Raw genomic sequence first — 22,228 nt, forward strand, 5'->3', positions numbered from 1 at the left:
CGCGATAAGGAGAGATTTATGCGTCGAACACTAGTCTTCTAATCCGAACCTCTTTCTAACGCGTTTAGCCCATGCAGGCCTCTGTATTTTATAGCTATATGGCTTATCTGGAAGACGGATATTTGGGTTAGCAGCAGAAAGGGCATTGAAAAATACTCGACGATCAAAACCGCGATAATTGCCATACATAAGCTGCTTCTTCTCTCCACTTTTTAACACAATGAAATTAGAAATGTTTTGCCTTGTGTCACTTATTTGCTTTAACTCCGTAATGTCATTAACGTTGACCTGCCAGCTGATATCACCGAAGGTAGGGTCGAAGTACGAGAGCTTGGTGGACGACACGCAAATTCTAATCTCTTTATTTTCACACCAAAACCATAATGCCAACCCAAGTAACGTAGCTTCAATAAACCAGATGGCGATATCGAGTACACCAAAAAGTTGATTTAGCGCAGTGCCATCGCTTGTTAAATCTGGAAGATATCGATGTGCTGCTTCGTATAGAACAAGCGCCACGCCTGCATTGAAAAAAAGCAAAAGCGCGAAAGTGCGCTGTTTTCTTGTGAAAATGAAGTGAGTTGCCATACCATCTCTCAGGAATGAACCTTACAGTAAGACTAGAATAGATTGTTCATTCGTATTAGCAAAGTAGAACGTAGCGTTAGTCGATAATTGATACGTAAAGCATAGCCAGACGGTATAGCATAAAATGGTTGATGGTGAATACTAAGGGGCAAGTAGTTGATGGTGAGTTGTGTCTTTATCAGTACGCATACTGAACTATTCGAACGATTTGTATACTTGCCATTTCCCAACACCCTCCACCCATCTCAGTAATCGCTTAAATGAGTGTGAGATATCTCCTACAAATTCTGTGAGTTTTTCGCCTTTTTTTACGTTACAACATTTAAGACTAAAGTATAAAGTTGCTGATTTTTATGTGTTTTTTGTTTTTTAGCCAAAAGTCGTAGGGGATCACTCCTTAAAACTTTGTAATTTCTTATAGCGGTAATATTTAAAGAATATATTCTTTATGTCGTCACAGGGAAACACGATGAGTCAGGATGATTTACATGGACGACCTAGGACAACTTAAGGATGGGATTCTCACATGGAGTGAGAGAAGGGAAATGGACAAGACAAGGATGTTAACTACAGGGCGTACTAGTAACAGGAAGTACTTAAGGGACGAAGGATAGGGACATCTCGCATAAAGGATTCACAATTGGACGTGGGCAGAGAACAGCGCGCTTCTTCTGTATTGCTAGAAAGGATGAGTCAGGGATGGGTTAACAAGGATGTAGGATAAGGAAGCTATTTATAAACGCTTACGGAATGAGCGGACCACAGCAGGATGTGTGGTAGGAAGGACTTTAATAATGGATAGGAAAGGTCAGCGGAGTCTGACACGGACAGCCTCAGGATGAGAAGCACTGCAGAATGGATTTGCGGTAAAAAAGGAACAATGGAAAGGGACCTACGCATGGACGGGTAGCTCACAAAAGGTATTGTGAGACAAGACGGAAAGGGGCGAAGAGGGATTCTGATCGGGAAGATTTTAGTCGCAAAGGATCGCAGAGAGGGATGCTCAAAATTGTGAAAAAGGGGAAAGTCTAATGGCTTTCCCCTTTTTTATTATTTAGATCTGCTCGTCTAGTTAGATATTGCTGTGCCCTTAAACCCACTACCATTAAGCTAGGTACGATGAACCTCGGTTTTATAAAACGCGATGGGGGGGAACTTCGGTGCGTATTACACGGCTTCCTACCAACTCTACCTCTCCGCTGTACCTATCTTCACCATTGCTTGAAAATTCAAACATAAACACGCTATTCCAGTCCGGCTTTCCGAATTTAAGGGAAAGCCTAGTTTTTGCTCGTGCAACGCTCAATAATTGAAGCTGGTGCTTATCGCAATATTGTTTTAGATAAGTGTTTGTACTTTCTGATATGCCTCTTATTCGCCAGAATTGATAACTGATAAAGCCGATTGCTAACCATAAGGTAAGCTCTAAAAGTGTCATGTTACTTCCTCGCTTGTGCAAACAATTGATTGAAGGCGTTTGCCAAAACCGTCGGGTGCTCAGGTGAGCGTAAAAGGGTGAGTACTTGACGGCGCAACTTTGGAATTTGAACGAGGTCAGAGAAGAAACCCGAAAACAAAGCGCCTGCGTGGCCTTCGTTATCATCCGCCTTTGCAGCTTGTGTTAAAAACAGGGTTAATAACTCATTGTCCATTTGCTCATAATGGCGAGCTGCTATAACACTTAGTACATCAAGTCGCGTTGAAATATCTTTGCGTAAAATATTTTTGAGTTCACCATGAAGCTCTCGATTAAATTCATTGCTAGACAGCGCACGCAATGCTGCAAGGTTAATATCATCATATTCCGCTTTTTGAAAAAAACATCGCAACACGAACGTCTCGACAAATTTTGATAGAGGCACGTATTCGAGCATTTCCATAAAGGTATTCAAAAAAACGTCAGAATACAAACTTGCATTGTTTACCAACGCTTCTTCTAACCTATTCTGGTTACTGTGGGTAGGCAGCGAAAACGCAAAATCTGCCACACTTTGCATAGACAGCTGTTGCCAATCCACTAACTGTGGCGCTTGAATATAAGCTTCAACCTGTTTGGCTTCATTGCTAAGCGGCTGCGATAATGTGTGTTTTACTAACGCATTAAATTGAGCCAACAACCCTTGATTTGGAACAAAGGAGTAGGGGTTGTCAGGCAGTGTCCGTGCTTTTTCAGTATCTTCCAATATGGATTGACCCAACGCATCGACAATAATTTCAAGAAAATGATTACGAGCGGCTGTGACCACTAAACCTTGTTCATCGGTAGGTAGCTTCACAAACCAAATATAGTGTTCTGTAGAACTGTGCTTGCTCCAAAAAACGATACCAAACCATACGTGCTGCTGTCGCGGAAAAGGGGCATAGGCATTACCACTTTCAATATCTAAGAATGATTGATTATCAGTGATTGTTAATCTGCGACCAATATCGAATACCTTATATTCGGTACCAGCGTGTAATAAAAATTCACTGATTGAATTAATTGTGTCTGCGCTCATCAAAACATCCTAAATACTACAAATTTATCCACGTAAGCTTTTTGCTCATGCTCTTGTGCGTAAATACAAATCTATAACGCTGAATAGCATTGTATTGCACACGACTGTGCTGGGCCAACGCCGCATTGTTATGTGTGTTTATCGATCAAGTGTCATCAATAAGAGCCCATAGGCTCGGGTGTATATTACGCTTACGTGTATTAGTTTATCACAGATAATACCCACGCAGACACGCACACCCTTACGAATACAGCAGTGACAGGGTTCTGATTAGCCTGATATAATTTGACGATTCATTGGGTGAGCATTCGTGGGTAGTGAGTTAATGATAAATCAGATCTATCGAGATATGGCCTCAGCAATAGAGATACTCGTTTTGTTGATGGACAACGAAGAGCTGTGGCCGAATACTATGCCTAGTGAAGCGGCGTTATGCAGCCAAGTACCATTTGCTGTAGACACCATGGCATTTGAAAGCTGGTTGGCTTACGTGTTTATTCCTAAAATGAAATATATCCTTAGTGCCGAAATGCCTATACCAAAAATGAGCATCGCACCTGCCGCTGAACACTATTTTACTTCAGCGCCAAAAGTCGTTATCGAGCAGCTTAGCGTTATAGATGCCCTCTCGAGTAAAGCAAATTCGAATCAATGAGACGGCTAAATAAAACAGCATATGGGACAATCAAAGTGGCGGGTTTACAATGAATGATGAAGTATTGAATAAGCCCTTATCTCATAACGTTCTTAAGCAGTCTGCGCAGACGGTTGGCCCTTTGAACATTTTGTATCAAGATGAAGATATTGTTGCCGTTGAAAAGCCTCCTGGTCTTTTGGTTCATCGAAGCCCCATAGACAAACATGAATCCGTTTTTGCGGTCCAAACTTTAAGAGATCAGATCGGTAAACACGTATTTCCCGCCCATCGATTAGACCGACCCACGTCCGGCGTATTATTGTTTGCTTTCGATGGCCGAATAGCCGCGCAACTTGGCCGACAGATGATGCAAAAGCAAGTGCACAAAACATATCATGCCGTCGTTAGAGGGTTCGTTCATAACACCGGGCTTATCGATTATGCGCTGAAGTATAAGTACGATAAAATTGCAGACAAGCACAAGCGTCCTCAGCAACCTGCGCAAATGGCAACCACCATCTACGAATCTTTGGCACGTTATGAAGTCCCCGAAGCGGTAGGGAAATATCAGAGCGCTCGATATTCATTGGTAAAGCTTATGCCAAGCACGGGGAGAAAACATCAACTTCGTCGACACTTAGTTCATATTCGCCATCCTATTATCGGTGACACAACTCATGGCGATGGAAAGCAGAATAAATTCGCTAAATTGTACTTTAGTTTTAACAATTTGGCCTTAAACTGTACGTCTATGGGATTTCACCATCCTTCATCTGGCCGATGGATGACAATATCGTCAGAATTTCATCATGAAATGGCGACGTTTGTACGCCATTTAGAAAACTTTCGCGTTGGTCTTTCGTAAAAGCATACGACAACGTTGAAAACAAATAGCAGGGGTTGTAATGGGTACTTTGAAGATAATTGCGGGCACAGTATATGGAAATGCTCAGCATGTGGCCGAGCAGGTAGAAGAGCATTTGGCCGAGCAGGGTGTTGATTGCGAGTTAGAAAGCGATCCTTCTGTTTCAGACTTTACCGATGCGGATGCAATATTAGTCATTACGTCTACTACTGGACAAGGCGATATTCCACCTAATCTAGAGTTCGTTTTTTCAGACTTGAAAGACGATTCACCGCTACTTAAAGATAAGCCTTTTGCGGTAGCCGCACTAGGTGACAGCAGTTATGGTGAGAGTTTTTGTGGCGCTGGCAAACAGTTTCAAGCTTTATTAGTGGAGCTTCAGGGAAAGCCAGTTGCCGATCTTCTAGAAGTAGATGCAATGGAAACGTTGGAGCCAGAAAAAGACGTTATCGATTGGGTGAACAGTATTAAAGACAAGCTTATCGCCTAAGTTCCAATGCTCATCTAATAATCGTAACAATCAAGAAGGGCGCTAACTGGTTAGCGCCCTTCTTATTTACAGCTTGTTGATTAGCGTTAACTAATGAATTTCTTATTCAACGCCACGCAATAGTGCGTTAATTCCCACTTTTGCACGGGTTTTTGCGTCCACTTTTTTCACAATGATAGCGGCGTAGAGGCTATATTTACCATCAGCACTTGGCAGGTTTCCTGAGACCACTACCGAGCCTGCTGGAACTCGGCCGTAATGAATTTCACCTGTTTCACGGTCGTATATACGCGTGCTTTGCCCAATATAAACACCCATAGAAATCACCGCACCTTCCTCTACAATGACGCCCTCAACAATTTCAGAGCGAGCGCCGATAAAGCAGTTGTCTTCGATTATAGTCGGATTTGCTTGCAGTGGCTCCAATACGCCGCCAATGCCTACGCCACCAGAAAGGTGAACATTCTTGCCAATTTGTGCACATGAACCAACAGTTGCCCATGTATCAACCATGGTGCCTTCATCTACGAATGCACCAATGTTGACGTAAGATGGCATTACCACTGCATTTTTACCCACAAACGTACCGGTACGAACTGCTGCTGGTGGCACAATACGCGCGCCGTCAGCAACGAATTGCTCACTGGTGTAATTGGTATACTTAAGAGGCACTTTATCAAAGTACTTGCTCTCAGCACCGTCAATCATTTCGTTGTTGTGCAAACGAAAGAAAAGTAATACCGCTTTTTTCAACCACTGGTGAACTACCCATTCCCCTGCGATTTTCTCTGCCACTCTCGCTTTGCCGCTATTAAGCAATGAGATAGCTTCTGCAACGGCATTTCTTACGTCATCGGGCGCTTCGTTAGGGCTGATGGCATCGCGGTTTTCGAAGGCGTCTTCAATAATGGATTTCAATTCATTCATGGTATTGTAATATCTTCAAGTTGGTCGAGTTTAAACAAGATCTGCTTTTTCAAGCCGACTTGTTGTTCTGGGGTTAATGCAGTGCCAGCCTCGTTGCTGACGATGAAAATGTCTTCGGCACGTTCGCCGATGGTCGCTATTTTAGCAAGTTTTAATGTCATTTGGGTGTCGACAAACGCGTGACCGATTTTAGCTAAAATGCCGGGTGCGTCCAGTGCTTCAAGCTCAACCAGTGTGGCCTCGTCGTTTAAGTTAAAAAAGCGCACCTTGGTTGGTACGTCTAATTGTCGCATTTGTCGAGGTAGTTTGCGCTTGTTTTCGTGAGAACGCCCTGGTTTTTCAAGCTGTGTTGATACGGCTTTTTCTAGCGACGAAATACGAGAATCGGATGAAAGGCGAGTGCCATCATTTTCAAGAATAATCATACTGTCAAATACGTAGCCGTCGCGAGTTACCGTAACGTGAGCATCGTGAATTGAACAGTTTCTGCTATCAAGTACCGATGCAACCTGTGCAAATAGCGCTTTTCTGTCTTTGCCATAGACGAATAACTCAGTGCCGCCTTTCGCGCTATTGTCATTCGCCCTGACAAGTAAGGAATCGTTGTCTGGCGTCAGCCAATCATGTTGTGCTGTGATAATTTCCTCTGTGTGCCAGGCAACTTGTGTGGGTTTAAAGCGCACGAAATAATCATCGTCTAATCGTGCCCACAGCGCATCAATAGCCACTGGGTCAATGGCGCGTTCTTGCAATATCTGTCGGGCTTGATGCTTATGAGTGGTAACGCGTTCATTAAGCGTCACCTGACACTGCAGGCCATTGTCCAATGCTTTTTGCGTCATCAGATATAGCTCTCTGAGTAACGACGCTTTCCAGTCATTCCACAAATTGTCATTGGTGGCGCGAATATCGGCTAGCGTAAGCGTATAGAGCAAGTTTAAGTGATTGTGGCTTCGAATAGCCCCTGCAAACTCACTGATCACAGCTGGATCGTAGATATCTCGTCGTTGGGCAACCACCGACATGAGAAGGTGATTTTCTACCAACCAGGCTATCATTTCAGCATCATCAGATGGCACATTATGACGCTCGCAAAACGTCGCTACATCTTCTGCACCAAGTTTAGAATGATCGCCATTCCTTCCTTTTGCAATATCGTGAAATATAGCGGCGATATAAAGCACCTCTGGCTTATCGAGGTTTCGACAAATGCGCCCGCACCGAGGGAATTCTTTATTTTCCTTCGAAAAGAAATAATTAACCTGTTTCACGAGCCTGTGTGTGTGCTCGTCAACGGTATAGGCGTGAAACAAATCAAATTGCATCATGCCAACAATGGCATCCCATTCAGGTAGATACGCTTGAATGACGCCATATTGATGCATAATGTCCCAGCCAAAGTTGAAGAAGTCAGGCTGCTTCATTAATGCCATGAATTTTTCACGACACGCTGGCCGGTCTACGTAGTACGCGCTTTCAAACTCTCTATGAGCATTGCGTAGCTGTCGAATGCATATGGTACTGAGGCCTTTTACTTCAGGCGTATTAGTCACTAAATTTAGAAAATCGAGAATTGCTTCAGGTGTTGAAAATACGCGCTCGTGGCGTGGTGATATCATGTAGTCAAGTAATTCAAAATCTGCATTGATTACGGCGCTGTGCTGAACACTTTGATTTAACATGTCGTACTTAAAACGCTGAAGCAACATTTGATTGAGTTCTGTTACTCTTGCCACCGTACGAAAAAAATCACGCATCATCTTTTCTACAGACGATTTGCCCTCTTCGCCGTACCCCATCATTTTGGCCACATCAGGCTGATAATCGAACAGAAGACGGTTTTCGCTTCGCTGTGCAACCAAATGAAGCGCGCAGCGCATTTTCCATAGGTGCATTCGACAGGCTATTAATTCACTGTGTTCTTGCTCTGTAAAGTATCCGTGGCCGACTAAATTCCAGCCGTCATATTCTTTAAAGTGCTTTTTGGCCACCCAACCAATAGACTGGATATCACGCAAACAGCCAGGATTTTCTTTAATATTCGGTTCGAGGTTATAAGCGGTACCGTTAAACTTTGCGTGACGCCTTATCTGCTCATCGTATTTTGCAGAGAAAAAAGCTTTGCTGCTCCAAGAGTGTCTGCCGTTAGCCTCTTCCCAGAGTTTTTCAAACGTTTGTTCGCTGCCAATTAACAAGCGACTTTCCACAAGATTAGTGGCAATGGTGATATCGTCTTTTGCAAGCTTGACCGTTTCTTTTAAGGTTCGTACCGACTGTCCTACATCAAGCTTGATATCCCACAGTAAGGTGATGAAAAGACTCACCTTTTCTTGAGTATCAGCACCGAGCTTCTTTTTACTTACAATAAGCAAATCGATGTCTGAATGAGGTTGAAGGTGCCCGCGACCATAACCCCCGACGGCGCAAAGCGATAGGTCGCTAACAGCATCTAAACCAAATAATTTCCAAAGATGGCAAAGCAGTGCGTCAACAAAGTGTGCTCGCCCAGTGACTAATTGATTTACCGGTGTGCTATCAAAAGACTGAGCTATCCATTCGTAACTTTTTTCGACACACGCTTTAATTGTAGGTACGTCATCAGTTGCGCCTATGGTATCGATACTTTGAATAAGAGATTGGAGCGTCAAATTGCACCTTTTTCAGACATCTAACAAACGCTAGTGACTTTATCATGAATTAATATCAATTCGCACCCGATAATGAATGCATATTTTAGGCTAAATTGTGAATATTTATGGAAAAATGTTATAGCGTTGAAGACCGATAGAGCGATTTGTTATGTGAATAAATAAATGAATGAACTAGCATAGAGCGCCATTGTGGCGTTACTTGCAAGCTTAACCTTGTATCCAAATGAATATAAACAGAATGGCCGCTACAAATATCGATTTCATTCTTGTTGGCCACAACTACAAAACATATAGTGATGGCCAACATGCTCAAGGATGCCTGCGTTTTTTACATCAACGGCATATTGATCAGCTATGAGAAATTACGCGTGGAAGGCTTTCTTCATCGCGCAGTGTTAGCACTTCGACACCGTCCTCTGTAACCAGTAAGGTGTGTTCCCACTGGGCACTTAAACTTCTGTCTTTAGTAACCACGGTCCACTGATCGGGTAATACTTTTGAGTAGCGTTTTCCAGCGTTCACCATTGGCTCAATAGTAAAACACATGCCTGGAACTAGTTCTTCACCGGTTCCAGGCTTGCCATAGTGCACAATCTGAGGTTCTTCGTGGAAGCTAGCACCAATGCCGTGACCGCAATACTCTCTCACTATTGAATAATTATGCGCCTCTGCGTGGGTTTGGCATATGTGACCAATATCGCCTAGGCGCATACCGGGTTTCACCTGTTCAATTGCTTTGTACAATGACTCTTGCGTTACGCGAATTAAACGCTCAGCAAGAATGGTTGGCTTGCCCACTACAAACATTTTCGACGTATCGCCATGATAGCCGTCTTTAATCACGGTGACATCGATATTAATAATATCACCATCTTTAAGCTTTTTGTCCGAAGGTATTCCGTGGCAAATGCAATGATTCACCGACGTACACACGGACTTTGGAAAGGGGGGGTGTCCGTAATTCAATGGAGCAGGAATTGCCTGTTGCTCATTAACGATATACTCATGACAAATTGTATTGAGTTCGTCTGTTGTTACTCCTTTTTTTACATGTGGAGTGATCATGGTTAGTACGTCTGCTGCTAATTTTCCAGCGACGCGCATTTTTTCGATCTCATCAGGGGATTTGATAATTGCTGCCACAACGCCTCTCAATAATCGTTTTTAATTAATGACAATATTTTACGCAGTATACCACTAATAAGACCGATTTTGGACAAACGCTTGTTGATAAGGAAGATATTGAGCGATGGTTAAGAAAATGGGACAAATGAGATGCCTGTGAATCTGGCCGGAAAACTTGAGAGTGTTCGGTGGTTATGGTATAAAGCGCGCGCTCTGACGGAAAGGCTATTGTGCTTTGCAAAAATAGCCGAGCGTTAAAGGGTATATTCTTTTATTAAAACACACATATACCGACACTTGTTATCGGGGTGTCCAGGCTAGCTCACGTTGGAATGGATCGATACAAGGGGTATATGGAGGCCTAACCCCAAGAGGAAAATAAAATGGCTAATGTTTCTATGCGTGACATGCTGAAAGCCGGTGTGCATTTCGGTCACCAAACTCGTTACTGGAACCCGAAGATGAAACCTTACATCTTTGGTGCTCGTAATAAAGTTCATATCATCAACCTTGAAAAGACAGTTCCGCTTTTTAACAATGCGCTGAACTACATCTCAGGTGTTTCGTCTAAGAAAGGAAAAATCCTTTTTGTTGGTACAAAACGTGCCGCTGGCGATGCAATCAAAGATGCTGCAGTAAAATGCGACCAGTTCTACGTAAACAAGCGTTGGTTAGGTGGTATGTTGACTAACTGGAAAACAGTGCGTCAATCAATCAAGCGTTTAAAAGAGCTTGAGCAAAAGAGCCAAGACGGTACGTTTGAAAAGCTGACCAAAAAAGAAGCACTAATGCTTCAGCGTGAAATGGATAAGCTTGAAAACAGCCTTGGTGGTATCAAAAACATGGGCGGTCTTCCAGATGCGATCTTTGTTGTCGATGCTGATCACGAGCACATTGCAGTTACAGAAGCACGTAACCTTGGTATCCCTGTTGTTGGTGTTGTAGATACAAACTCTAACCCAGATGGTGTTGATTACATCATTCCTGGTAACGACGATGCTATCCGTGCTATCCAACTTTACTTGGACGCTGCTGCAGACGCTATTAACTCAGGTCGTGAAAGCAACCTTGAAGTACAGGCTGAGCAAGACGATTTCGTAGAAGCAGCAGAGTAAGTCTGATTGCAAGTTGCCTTGCGAGAGGTGGCGACATATTGCGAAACGTAATGAGAGGGGCGAGACGCCCCTTTTACCTAACGAATTTATATTTATTGCTGAGGAATTGAAAAATGGCAGTGACTGCAGCACTAGTTAAAGAACTGCGCGAACGTACTGGCGCAGGTATGCTGGATTGTAAAAAAGCGCTGGTTGAGACGGATGGCGATATTGAATTAGCCATCGAAAACATGCGTAAATCAGGTCAAGCAAAGGCAGCTAAAAAAGCCGGCCGTATCGCAGCTGAAGGTATTATCCTTACTAAAGTTGAAGGTGGTCGTGCGACCATGCTTGAGCTTAACTGTGAAACTGACTTCGTAGCACGTGATGAAAGCTTCCTTAAGTTCGGTAACGACCTACTAGAAGTAGCATCAGCAAACAACATTAACGACATCGAAACGCTTAACGACGCTGAAATGAACGGCGTTAAAGTTAGCGACGCTCGCGACACGCTGGTAGCGAAAATTGGTGAAAACATTTCTCCACGCCGCGTGATCAACGTTGAGGGTGACACGCTTGGTGGTTACGTTCACGGTGGTCGCATCGGTGTTATCTCTATCCTTACTGGCGGCAGCGAAGAGCTTGCCAAAGACGTGTGTATGCACGTTGCAGCTGCTAGCCCGCAGTACGTTAAGCCTGAAAACGTTCCGGCTGAAGTTGTTGAGAAAGAGAAAGAAATCCAAATCGACATCGCAATGCAGTCTGGTAAGCCAGCTGACATTGCTGAGAAAATGGTTGCGGGTCGCATGAAGAAGTTCACTGGTGAAGTGAGTCTTACTGGCCAACCTTTCGTTAAAGATCCATCTATCACCGTTGCTGAACTGTTAAAGAACAACAGCGCTGATGTTATCAACTTCGTACGTTTTGAAGTAGGTGAAGGTATCGAGAAGAAGACTGAAGATTTCGCGGCAGAAGTGGCTGCGCAAATGGCAGCGGCTAAGAAATAATTGAGCGTTTTTCTTTTGCATTCAGTGAATGTCAGATAAACTAAAAGCACCTCCTCGGGGGTGCTTTTTTATAGCCGCATCTGTTTCTATTACTGCGGTTTCGCGATAGTGTATGGCACCGCGATGATGAAAAGTGTGCGTTGAAACCACTAGAGCATAAACATATCAAAACAGGCTAAAGCGCTTTGTTCTATATTTTTTCATGTAACTGCATGTAGCTAAAATATATAGCACAAACCGGGTTTACGAGGACATATCGAATAATGAGTATCACACCTAAATCAGCATATCGACGCATTCTATTAAAATTAAGCGGTGAAGCCCTCATGGGTGAAGAAGGGTTTGGTATAGACCCTAAAGTGCTTGATAGAATGGCACAGGAAATTAAAGAGTTGGTTGAACTTGGTGTTCAAGTGGGTCTCGTTATTGGGGGTGGTAACTTATTTCGTGGCGAAGGTTTAGCGAAAGCAGGTATGAATCGTGTAGTTGGCGATCACATGGGTATGCTAGCTACTGTGATGAATGGTTTGGCAATGCGTGATGCGTTGCACAGAGCGTTTGTAAATGCACGCATGATGTCAGCTATTCCATTGAATGGTGTTTGCGATGCGTATAACTGGGCAGAAGCCATCAGCCTGTTAAAATCGGGTAGGGTGGTTATTTTCTCAGCCGGCACGGGCAATCCGTTTTTCACAACAGACTCTGCGGCGTGTCTACGTGGCATCGAGATTGAAGCTGACGCCGTGTTGAAAGCAACAAAGGTTGACGGTGTTTACAGCGATGACCCGGTTAAGAATCCAGACGCTACCTTGTACGATCAACTCAGTTATAATGAGGTACTTGACAAGGAACTAAAAGTAATGGATTTGTCAGCTTTTACCCTAGCACGTGACCACAGCCTCCCAATTCGCGTTTTCAATATGAATAAGCCTGGTTGCCTTAAACGCGTAGTGATGGGCGAACAAGAAGGCACGATAATCAGCCACGCTGGCAATAATAAATAAAGAAACATAGGACATATAATCGTGATTGATGAAATTGAATTAGATGCGCAAGAGCGCATGGAAAAAAGCGTTGTTGCCCTGAAAGGCCAGTTTAGCAAGATACGCACAGGGCGTGCACACCCAAGTCTGCTTGACGGTATCATGGTACCTTATTACGGTGTTGACACACCGTTAAAGCAAGTGGCAAACGTAATTGCCGAAGATAGTCGCACGCTAGCGCTAACGGTTTTCGATAAATCAGCTATCCAAGCCGTTGAAAAGGCAATCATGCAGTCTGATTTGGGGTTAAACCCAATGAGTGCTGGTGGTTCTATTCGTATTCCTCTTCCACCATTAACGGAAGAGCGAAGAAAAGATCTTATCCGCGTTGTGCGCAACGAAGCGGAAGGCGGACGTGTTGCTATTCGAAACATTCGTCGTGATGCCAATAGCGACATCAAAGATTTGCTGAAAGAAAAAGAAATAAGTGAAGACGAAAGTCGCGCTGCTGAAGAGAATATTCAGACGATCACTAATGAAATTATTAAGAAAGTTGACAGCATGCTTGCTGACAAAGAAAAAGAACTCATGGAAGTATAAGTTAGTATCATGATTGGAAAGCGTTTAAACGCAGCCAAAAAGACTAACGTAATAGGACCAGCACCAGTTGCTGGCCCTAAACACGTGGCCATCATTATGGATGGCAACGGTCGATGGGCGCAAAAGAAAGGGAAAATTCGTACTTTTGGTCACAAAGCCGGTGTTGAGTCTGTGCGTTCTGTAGTGCGTTTTGCTAGGCAAAACGCCATCGAATCACTCACACTTTTTGCCTTCTCCAGCGAAAACTGGAAGCGGCCAGAAGAGGAAGTGAGCGTGTTGATGGAGTTGTTTAACCTCGTATTGAATAGTGAGGCTAAGCGACTTCACAAAAATGGCGTTCGCCTGCAAGTCATTGGCGATTTAAGTGCCTTTGATGGCAAGTTGGTAGAGAAAATTCGCAAAGCTGAAGCAATGACCAAAGATAATGCCGACCTCATGCTCAATATTGCAGCAAACTACGGCGGGCGCTGGGACATTGTCAATGCAACTCAGCGATTAGCCAACGCAGTGAAGGAAGGTAAAATTAACGCAGAGGATATTGACGAAACGATGTTTACTGCGAACACCTCAACTGCAAACCTACCAGAATTGGATCTCCTAATTCGAACCGGTGGAGAACATCGTATAAGCAACTTCCTATTATGGCAAAGTGCTTACGCCGAGCTTTATTTTACCGATGTCCTATGGCCTGATTTCAACGAAGATGTATTTCAACTCGCAGTTAATGACTTTAATGTACGTCAACGTCGTTTCGGTCTCACCGGTGAGCAGGTTATTGTTTCCGATGATTAGGAGTACTCAGGCGATTATCGAACGCGTCCTGAATAGAAAGGCCAAGGGCAAATTATGCTAAAACAACGAATAATAACCGCATTAATTCTTGCGCCGCTTGCGCTGTATGCCATTTTATTCTTACCTATTTTCTGGTTTGAAATAGCTATTGCTGGCGTGGTAGGTATCGGTGCTTACGAGTGGGCAGCCATGGCGGGTGTCTGTGAACGACCTAAAAAACTGCAGTTTATGGCAGGCGCTTTTGCAATTTGTATTGCGCTGTCGTTTATTGTTGATGCTAGTGTTATTTGGTATCAGGGGCAATTGCACAGCCTGTATAGAGGCATTCTCAGTGTTGCCGTTGTGTGGTGGATTGTCTCATTAGCAATGGTACTAGCGTACCCAAAGTATACTAAGTTTTGGCGCGACAGCAGAGTGGTAAGAACCGTATTTGGCTTATTCACTCTTATCCCTACGTGGGTAGCGGTTATAGCGCTTCGTACAAGTTTGCACGATGTAGACCCTTTCTATGGCGCCTCACTTATTTTTTATGTATTGGGTATTGTGTGGGCCGCTGACATTGGCGCGTTTTTTGTAGGCGTTAAGTTTGGCCGCCACAAACTGCGCCCTAACGTTTCACCGGGTAAAAGCTTAGAAGGCTTATTAGGTGGTATTGCTGCTTCATTTGCTATTATTGCCTTTGCCGCATTGCATTATCAAGTTGAACCATCGCGCATTTGGCTTCACCTCGCCATAGGAGGAATTACGGTAGCAGTATCAGCGTTAGGCGATCTCAATGAGAGCATGCTGAAGCGTTGCGCTGGTATTAAAGATAGTGGCAAGATTTTACCTGGACATGGTGGGATCCTAGATCGTATTGACAGCTTAACTGCTGCGTTTCCTCTCTTCGCGTTTTGCTATGTTACCTGGATGGCGTAATGGAAACGGTAACAGTGTTAGGGGCGACAGGCTCCATTGGTTGTAATACACTTGATGTTATTAACCGCCACCCAGACAAATATCGTGTTTTTGCAATTACAGGTAATACGCAGCTTTCGCTACTTATGGAACAGGCGAATAAATGCTCCCCTCGTTACGTTGTCATTGCTGACCCTGCAAATTACGACGATGCCTTACATTTTGCTAAGCAACACAATGTTGAAGCAGAGATTTTATGCGGCCAGCAAGCCTTAGAAGACGTTTCAAGTGCGCCAGAAGTCGATGCTGTTATGGCGGCTATTGTCGGTGCTGCAGGTTTGTTACCTACCATGGCAGCGGTAAAAGCAGGTAAACGCGTATTGCTTGCTAATAAAGAAGCGCTGGTCATGTCAGGTGCGATTTTTATCGATGCAGCAAATAAAAGCGGCGCACAAATTCTGCCTATTGATAGTGAACACAATGCTATTTTCCAGTGCTTACCTCATGATTTTACCTACGGGAATTTAGGGGGCTCCGGCATTTCAAAAATAGTGCTTACTGGCTCTGGCGGACCATTTAGAGAGCGAGCGCTAGACTCCTTTGACAGCATTACAATCGATGAGGCTGCAACTCACCCTAATTGGTCCATGGGCAGAAAGATTACTATCGATTCAGCCACCATGATGAATAAGGGACTTGAGTTTATCGAGGTATGCTGGCTATTCGGTGTCAATGCCAGCGATATTGATGTTGTTGTTCACCCGCAAAGCATTATTCACTCAATGGTGCAGTACGTTGATGGTTCGGTCATTGCCCAAATGGGGAATCCGGACATGCGCACGCCCATTGCTTATGGCTTGGCACATCCTGAGCGAATTGACGCTGGCGTCAAGCCGCTAGATTTCAAAAGCTTAGCCGACTTTAGCTTCTATTCGCCGTGCTTTGAACGATATCCAAATTTGAAACTGGCAATAGATGCTTGCCAACAAGGTCAGTGTGCAACCACCACTTTAAATGCTGCTAATGAAGTAGCAGTAGCGCATTTCTTAGAGGGTCACATTTCCTTTTGCGATATTGCTAAAGTGAATGAGACGACATTAAATGCATTGTCTATGGTGGAGATGACATCCATTCAGCAGATATTGGAGCAAGACGCGTTGGCAAGAGCCAAAGCGAACGAATTAATTCGAGGTAAATTTTAGTGCTAGCATTTTTTTGGAGTCTAGGTGCATTCATTCTGGCCCTCGGTATTCTTGTTGCCGTTCATGAATGGGGGCATTTTTATGTAGCGCGAAAATGTGGAGTGCAAGTAGAGCGTTTTTCCATAGGCTTTGGCAAGCCGATTTGGCGCAAGCTCAGTAAGTCTGGTACAGAATATGTCATCGCCATGATCCCGCTTGGCGGATACGTGCGAATGCTTGATGGGCGAATTGACGATGTCCCACCCGACATTGAGAACAAAGCCTTTAACAACAAACCCGTATTGCAGCGCATGGCGATAATCGCTGCTGGGCCAGGTGTTAATTTTATTTTCGCGTTTTTCGCGCTCTGGCTCATGTATATAGTGGGCCTAGAGACCGTCAAGCCAATAGTTAAAGCAGTAGAGCCTGATAGTATTGCCCAGGCTGCAGGTTTGCAACCTGGTGATGAAATCGTCAATATTGGTGGACGAGACACGCCAGATTGGGAAGCCGTAAACTTAGAGTTAGTGTCAAATATTGGCGGCGACAATACGGTAGTTACCGTGAGAAATTCATCAAATACTGAAAAAGAACTCACATTTACACTGGATACTTGGAACTTTGATCCAGATATCGAGTCTCCTTTAAGCAGCTTAGGGTTGACGCCATTTCGCCCAAATCCAACCCTGACCGTTGGTTTTGTAGGCGATGATAGTGCAGCAAAGGAAGCAGGGATGTTGCCCGGTGATAAAATCATTGCGCTAAATGGTAATAAGCTCGCATCGTGGAATGCGTTAGTGGATGAAGTTGTTGAAAGTCCTGGAGAGGTTATTTCTCTTGCTATTGAACGGGATGGACAGCAACAGACGCTACGCGCCACGATAGCGCGCCGCGATACGCCACAAGGGCAAAGTGGATATCTTGGTGTGAGCCCAACGTTTGAGTCTTGGCCAGAGGGGTATGTGTTTACGCATCAATATGGCATTATAGAGGCTGTTGGGGCTGCGCTAGATAAAACGTGGCGATTAATGACACTCAGTGTCGAAATGATAGGCAAATTACTCACTGGCGATGTGTCAGTTAAAAATTTGAGTGGGCCTATCTCAATTGCTCAAGGAGCAGGTACAAGCGCAGGTTATGGGCTTGCCTATTTCTTGAGTTTTCTAGCCTTAATAAGCGTAAATTTAGGCATTATAAATTTATTACCCCTGCCCATGCTTGACGGTGGTCACCTGATGTTTTTCATCGTGGAATGGATCACTGGCAAGCCTGTACCCGAGGCGGTGCAAGAATGGGGTTACCGGATAGGTGGCGTGCTTTTGTTTATGATTATGGGTATCGCTATTTTTAACGATATTGCTCGCATAACCTGATGAATATCAGGAAGTACAAAACAGTAAATATGAAACGCGGCCAGGAAAAGAAAAATAGATGAAGTTAAAACAGTTAGTAGCAGCCGGAGTTATTTTTTCCAGTGCTAGCTTTGCCAATGCTGCGGCGCAAAACAGTGAATTCGTAGTACAAGACATTCGTGTTGAAGGTTTACAACGTGTAGCACTTGGTGCGGCGTTAACTTACTTGCCTGTGCAAGTAGGTGATGAGCTAAATACATTCCGTGTTACTCAGCTCATTCGTTCGTTATATTCTTCAACACACTTTGAAAACGTTGAAATATTAAGGGATGGCAATACACTCGTTGTCCGTGTTTCTGAACGCCCAACCATCAGTAATATCATTTTTGAAGACAATGACGACATTAAAGATGAGCAACTGCAAGAAAGCTTAGATGGCAATGGCGTTAGGATTGGCGAGCCCCTCGACAAGACCGTATTGACCTCAATTGAGAATGGTCTTAAGGACTTCTTTTACAGCATTGGAAAATACAATGCTGATGTAACCGCTATTGTTACGCCTCTTCCCCGTAATCGTGTGGACTTAAAGCTGCTTTTCGAAGAAGGTGACGCAGCGAAAATAGAACAAATAAACATTGTTGGAAACGAGCTATTCTCAGATGAAGAGTTGATGGAGTCGTTTGAACTTCAATACGACACCCCTTGGTGGGATTTCTTATCTGAAACTCGTTATCAGCAGCAAACACTGCAAGGCGATATGGAGTCGTTGCGCAACCACTACCTCGACCGTGGTTACCTGCGCTTCAATGTAGATTCAACGCAGGTGTCAATGACACCAGAAAAAAGCGGTATCTACGTTGCTATGAACGTGTCTGAGGGTGAGCAATACACGATTTCAGAAGTAGAGCTAGTGGGGGATGTACTTGGTCACGAAGAGTATATTGAACGTGTACTACCGTTAACACCTGGTGAGCTTTATAACCAAGCTGAGGTGACTTACACCGAAGAATTTATTAGTAAATATCTTGGTCGATTTGGATACGCCTATCCAACGGTAACGACGGTACCCGATATTAACGATGAAGATAAAACGGTAAAACTGACACTATCTGTTGACCCGGGTAAGCGTATTTACGTCAACCGCATTAAATTTAATGGAAACGTTGTTACGGCCGATGACGTTCTTCGCCAAAACGTCAGTCAAATGGAAGGTACTTGGTTGTCGAATAGTCAACTTGAGGTATCTAAAAGTCAATTGTCTCGCCTTACTTATATGGAAAATGTTGAGTTTGAGACAGTGCGAATACCTGGTTCAGAAGACAAGGTAGACGTTAACTTCAACGTTAAGGAGCAACCTTCCGGTTCATTTAATGCAGGTATCGGTTACGGCGATAGAACAAGGCTTAGTCTTCAGGCAGGCATTCAGCAGGACAACTTCCTAGGAACGGGTAAGCGTGTGGGGTTGAACCTGAATACAGTAGCGTTCCAGAAGTCAGCGCAAATTACATACAATGACCCTTATTTCACTATCGATGGTATCAGTTTAGGTGGAAGTCTAGGCTACAGTGAATTTGATGGGTCTGACTTCAATGTTATTCAGTATAATTCTAAGCGTTGGTCGTTAGGTGCGAATCTTGGCTATCCTATCAACGAAGTAAACAGAATTAACTTTGGGTTGACCTACAGTAACGTTGAATTATTCAACCGCGGGTTTTTCGAGCAGACAGAGCGTTTTTACAATCAATTCCCAGATGGCAACAATCCTGACGCGGCTGTGAAGTACGATAGTTACTTGGCAAGTGTCAGTTGGAGCAGAGTTACCCTAAACCGCGGTTTGTTTCCGACGGCAGGTTCGTCCCAGCGTGCATCTTTTAGTGCAACAACACCTAACTCTGACGTGAAGTACTTTAAAGCAGTTTTTGATGGCAAATGGTATTTTCCGTTATCTCGCAATCAACGCTGGTCTTTTCTTGCGCGGATCCGTGCCGGTTATGGGAATGGCTACGGAAGTATAAACGGCAACGAGCAAATTCTACCGTTCACAGAAAACTTTACTGCTGGTGGTGTTGATTCGCTCCGAGGGTTTGAGAATAATACTGTAGGCCCTCGTGGTGTGATACTGCGTTCACCGGGTAATATCGTTGGGCCTGACGGAGAACAATTTCCTTCTGACCCAAGTGATGCCGTGATTTCTTGGTCGAGACAAAGCTTGGGCGGCAATGCAATGGCGTTAGGCGGCATAGAGCTAATTGTTCCTACCCCTTTTGTTGAGGCTGAAATGGACAACTCGGTAAGAACAAGTTTGTTTGTGGATGTGGGCAACGTATGGGATACTGAATTTGATTTTGAACGCTACAGCCAATTAGATGTTGATCCAAGTCAAAGGCAGGGCAATGTATTGTTAGACTATTCCGACTGGGAGCTTTATCGCGCATCGGCAGGTTTATCAGTACAATGGGTGTCACCGATGGGGCCAATGGTATTCAGCTTCTCTAGAGCGATACAAGAGCGCGAGGGAGACGATGCCAGGTTCTTCAACTTTAATATTGGCCAAACATTTTAAATATATTTTAATCATAAAGTGGGACAGCATTTGTGTGTCCCGAATAAAAGATACAAAGAGGAGTTCCCTTTGAAACAGTTGGTTAAACACATCGTCGCAGGTGCAATGTTAAGTAGTGCACTAGCCAGCACGTCAGTGATGGCAGAGCAGAAGATGGCCGTGGTAGACGTGCAGGGTATTTTCCAAGCAATGCCGCAGGCTGCCGAGATACAGAATGCTATTCAACTAGAGTTTAAAGATCAGATTGAAGAAGTTAATCAGCTTCAACGTGATGGTCAGTTTTATGCCGAGCGCCTCCAGAGAGACGCGGCTACAATGAGTGATTCAGAGAAGAAAGATCTCGAGCAAAAGATTTTGACAGTGAGAGAAACGCTTTCACAAAAAGGTCAGCCTCTTCAGCAAGAGATCCAACGCCGCAGCAATGAGGAGCGAAACAAACTCTTGGGACTCATTAAGCAGTCTATCGATGCGGTTGCTGCAAAAGGAGGGTATGACCTCGTGCTTAATGCGAATGCTGTAGCGTTTGCGCAAGAGGAATACGACTTATCTGAGCAAGTATTAGAACAGGTTAGTAAAGTTAACTAAAACATCGCCAAGGCTGGTAGTGTTCAACAATTTATCAGACCAACAACCGAAAGGTGTTGGTCTGATTTGTTTTTCGCGTTTAACAGCGTATGGTTGCCGCCGAATTTAGATTTACGGCGAGTTTGACCATAAACCAGTTGCCAGGTCATGCTTGAATACAGGAGAAAGTTCTTGACCAATTCACTTAATACCATCGAAATACAGGAAATAATGGCTTTATTGCCACACCGTTATCCTTTTCTGTTAGTCGATCGCGTCACCGACTACGTTCTCGGTGAGTCAATTAAAGCGTATAAAAATATTACGATTAACGAGCCATGCTTTACCGGCCATTTTCCAGGCCAGCCTATTTTTCCTGGCGTGCTTATTCTAGAAGCGATGGCGCAAGCGGCCGGTGTACTTGGTTTTAAAACCATGGGCAAAAACGACAGTTTATACTTATATGCAGGAATTGATAACGCACGCTTCAAGCGCCCAGTAGTGCCTGGTGATAAGCTAGATTTTGATGTGGCGTTAGTGAAAGAAAGAAGAGGGATTTGGAAATTTAAAGGTACTGCGACCGTCAATGGCGATTTAGTATGCAGTGCAGAATTTATGTGTGCGATGAGAGAGATAGCATAACGTGATCCATCCTACTGCCGTAATTTCAGAGAGCGCTACCATTGGTAAAAATGTCACTATTGGTCCATTTTGTGTAGTCGACGATAATGTAACTATTGGCGATGGTTGCATCTTGAAGTCACATGTAGTTGTTCGTGGTAAAACACGAATAGGCAAGAACAATAAGTTTTTTCAATTTTCGTCCATTGGTGAGGACTGCCAAGATAAAAAGTATGCTGGTGAGCCCACCGAACTCATTATTGGCGACGACAACGAATTTCGTGAAGGTGTTACCGTTCATCGCGGTACCGTGCAAGACGAAGGTGTAACCATTATCGGCTCTCGCGGCTTGTTTATGGTTAATGCCCACATTGCCCACGACTGCGTGCTTGGCGACGACATCATTGTTGCTAATAACTGTGCCATTGCAGGCCATGTTCACATCGATGATTTTGTTATCGTAGGTGGCGCAGTGGGAATTCATCAGTTTTGCAAAATTGGGGCTCATGCTTTTTTAGGTGCAGGTGGCATCATTTTAAGAGACGTTCCGCCATTTGTTATGGTAAGCGGTCATAAAAATATTCCCCAGGGCATTAATTCAGAAGGCCTAAAACGCAGAGGCTTTGACAAAGACGAAGTGCTTGCTATAAAGCGCGCATACAAAGTCATTTATCGCGCGGGTAATACTATTGAAGAGGCCATTGAGGCGTTAGAAATTCCAGCTAAAGACCATGACGGTGTAGCACGGATGGCAGAGTTTCTTCGCCATGCAGAGCGAGGCATCATCCGATAG

The 22,228-nt window shown here is 44.1% G+C and carries 21 protein-coding genes; 15 read left to right on the forward strand and 6 right to left on the reverse strand.

What is annotated here, in order from left to right; all coding sequences use genetic code 11:
* Positions 1-30: 30 nt before the first annotated feature.
* From ACOJR9_RS04745 to ACOJR9_RS04755, 3 genes are all read right to left on the reverse strand, one after another.
* On the reverse strand, positions 31-588 hold the full coding sequence (locus ACOJR9_RS04745; protein WP_420935215.1) for a hypothetical protein: 558 nt from the start codon (positions 586-588) through the stop codon (positions 31-33).
* Positions 589-1,720: 1,132 nt separating this feature from the next.
* Positions 1,721-2,026 carry a DUF3301 domain-containing protein gene (locus ACOJR9_RS04750; RefSeq protein ID WP_420935216.1) on the reverse strand — a complete coding sequence of 102 codons (306 nt, stop codon included), beginning with the start codon at positions 2,024-2,026 and terminating at the stop codon, positions 1,721-1,723.
* A 1-nt stretch (position 2,027) separates the two neighbouring features.
* Complete coding sequence (locus ACOJR9_RS04755; RefSeq protein WP_420935217.1) at positions 2,028-3,086, reverse strand: DUF3549 family protein; 1,059 nt, start codon at positions 3,084-3,086, stop codon at positions 2,028-2,030.
* 325 nt (positions 3,087-3,411) lie between these two features.
* On the opposite strand from ACOJR9_RS04755, the gene ACOJR9_RS04760 reads away from it, so the two are divergent.
* From ACOJR9_RS04760 to ACOJR9_RS04770, 3 genes are read left to right on the forward strand one after another with little or no spacing between them, the layout of a single operon-like run.
* Entirely contained in the window at positions 3,412-3,741 is a 330-nt protein-coding gene (locus ACOJR9_RS04760; protein ID WP_420935218.1) for a YqcC family protein, read from the forward strand.
* A 49-nt stretch (positions 3,742-3,790) separates the two neighbouring features.
* Positions 3,791-4,588 (forward strand): pseudouridine synthase, encoded by a 798-nt coding sequence (locus ACOJR9_RS04765; protein ID WP_420935219.1) that lies wholly within the window; start codon positions 3,791-3,793, stop codon positions 4,586-4,588.
* Between the two features lie 40 nt (positions 4,589-4,628).
* Positions 4,629-5,078, forward strand: coding sequence for a flavodoxin domain-containing protein (locus ACOJR9_RS04770; protein WP_420935220.1), 450 nt, complete (start codon positions 4,629-4,631; stop codon positions 5,076-5,078).
* Positions 5,079-5,180: 102 nt separating this feature from the next.
* Here ACOJR9_RS04770 and dapD read toward each other — a convergent pair whose 3' ends face one another.
* The 3 genes from dapD to map form a co-directional block, all read right to left on the reverse strand.
* The gene (gene dapD, locus ACOJR9_RS04775; RefSeq protein ID WP_420935221.1) at positions 5,181-6,005 is read right to left on the reverse strand and encodes a 2,3,4,5-tetrahydropyridine-2,6-dicarboxylate N-succinyltransferase; all 825 of its coding nucleotides are present in this window, start codon (positions 6,003-6,005) and stop codon (positions 5,181-5,183) included.
* Complete coding sequence (gene glnD, locus ACOJR9_RS04780) at positions 6,002-8,653, reverse strand: [protein-PII] uridylyltransferase (RefSeq protein ID WP_420935222.1); 2,652 nt, start codon at positions 8,651-8,653, stop codon at positions 6,002-6,004. Before glnD ends, dapD begins: the two co-directional genes overlap by 4 nt.
* A gap of 351 nt (positions 8,654-9,004) precedes the next feature.
* Positions 9,005-9,799: a type I methionyl aminopeptidase gene (gene map, locus ACOJR9_RS04785; protein ID WP_420935223.1), complete on the reverse strand. Its 795-nt coding sequence runs from the start codon at positions 9,797-9,799 to the stop codon at positions 9,005-9,007.
* 365 nt (positions 9,800-10,164) lie between these two features.
* Here map and rpsB point away from each other — a divergent pair, with 365 nt between their 5' ends.
* The 12 genes from rpsB (at position 10,165) to lpxA (ending at position 22,228) form a co-directional block, all read left to right on the forward strand.
* The gene (gene rpsB, locus ACOJR9_RS04790) at positions 10,165-10,896 is read left to right on the forward strand and encodes a 30S ribosomal protein S2 (RefSeq protein WP_032094345.1); all 732 of its coding nucleotides are present in this window, start codon (positions 10,165-10,167) and stop codon (positions 10,894-10,896) included.
* Positions 10,897-11,009: 113 nt separating this feature from the next.
* Positions 11,010-11,882, forward strand: a complete 873-nt coding sequence (tsf, locus tag ACOJR9_RS04795) for a translation elongation factor Ts (protein ID WP_420935224.1) — start codon at positions 11,010-11,012, stop codon at positions 11,880-11,882.
* Positions 11,883-12,145: 263 nt separating this feature from the next.
* Complete coding sequence (pyrH, locus tag ACOJR9_RS04800; protein ID WP_420935225.1) at positions 12,146-12,886, forward strand: UMP kinase; 741 nt, start codon at positions 12,146-12,148, stop codon at positions 12,884-12,886.
* Positions 12,887-12,907: 21 nt separating this feature from the next.
* Positions 12,908-13,465 (forward strand): ribosome recycling factor, encoded by a 558-nt coding sequence (gene frr, locus ACOJR9_RS04805; protein WP_420935226.1) that lies wholly within the window; start codon positions 12,908-12,910, stop codon positions 13,463-13,465.
* Positions 13,466-13,474: 9 nt separating this feature from the next.
* On the forward strand, positions 13,475-14,257 hold the full coding sequence (gene uppS, locus ACOJR9_RS04810) for a polyprenyl diphosphate synthase (RefSeq protein WP_420935227.1): 783 nt from the start codon (positions 13,475-13,477) through the stop codon (positions 14,255-14,257).
* A 54-nt stretch (positions 14,258-14,311) separates the two neighbouring features.
* A complete protein-coding gene (locus tag ACOJR9_RS04815) occupies positions 14,312-15,175 on the forward strand; it encodes a phosphatidate cytidylyltransferase (RefSeq protein WP_420935228.1) in 864 nt (287 codons plus the stop codon).
* Entirely contained in the window at positions 15,175-16,356 is a 1,182-nt protein-coding gene (gene ispC, locus ACOJR9_RS04820) for a 1-deoxy-D-xylulose-5-phosphate reductoisomerase (protein WP_420935229.1), read from the forward strand. The genes ACOJR9_RS04815 and ispC overlap by 1 nt, the downstream gene beginning before the upstream one ends.
* Complete coding sequence (gene rseP, locus ACOJR9_RS04825; protein ID WP_420935230.1) at positions 16,356-17,708, forward strand: sigma E protease regulator RseP; 1,353 nt, start codon at positions 16,356-16,358, stop codon at positions 17,706-17,708. The genes ispC and rseP overlap by 1 nt, the downstream gene beginning before the upstream one ends.
* 58 nt (positions 17,709-17,766) lie before the next feature.
* Positions 17,767-20,250 carry an outer membrane protein assembly factor BamA gene (bamA, locus tag ACOJR9_RS04830; protein WP_420935231.1) on the forward strand — a complete coding sequence of 828 codons (2,484 nt, stop codon included), beginning with the start codon at positions 17,767-17,769 and terminating at the stop codon, positions 20,248-20,250.
* 69 nt (positions 20,251-20,319) lie between these two features.
* Positions 20,320-20,835, forward strand: a complete 516-nt coding sequence (locus ACOJR9_RS04835) for an OmpH family outer membrane protein (RefSeq protein WP_420935232.1) — start codon at positions 20,320-20,322, stop codon at positions 20,833-20,835.
* Positions 20,836-21,006: 171 nt separating this feature from the next.
* A complete protein-coding gene (fabZ, locus tag ACOJR9_RS04840) occupies positions 21,007-21,456 on the forward strand; it encodes a 3-hydroxyacyl-ACP dehydratase FabZ (RefSeq protein ID WP_032094354.1) in 450 nt (149 codons plus the stop codon).
* A gap of 1 nt (position 21,457) precedes the next feature.
* Positions 21,458-22,228, forward strand: a complete 771-nt coding sequence (gene lpxA, locus ACOJR9_RS04845) for an acyl-ACP--UDP-N-acetylglucosamine O-acyltransferase (protein WP_420935233.1) — start codon at positions 21,458-21,460, stop codon at positions 22,226-22,228.

Source organism: Alteromonas ulvae (genome assembly GCF_048987005.1).
Lineage (GTDB): Bacteria > Pseudomonadota > Gammaproteobacteria > Enterobacterales > Alteromonadaceae > Alteromonas.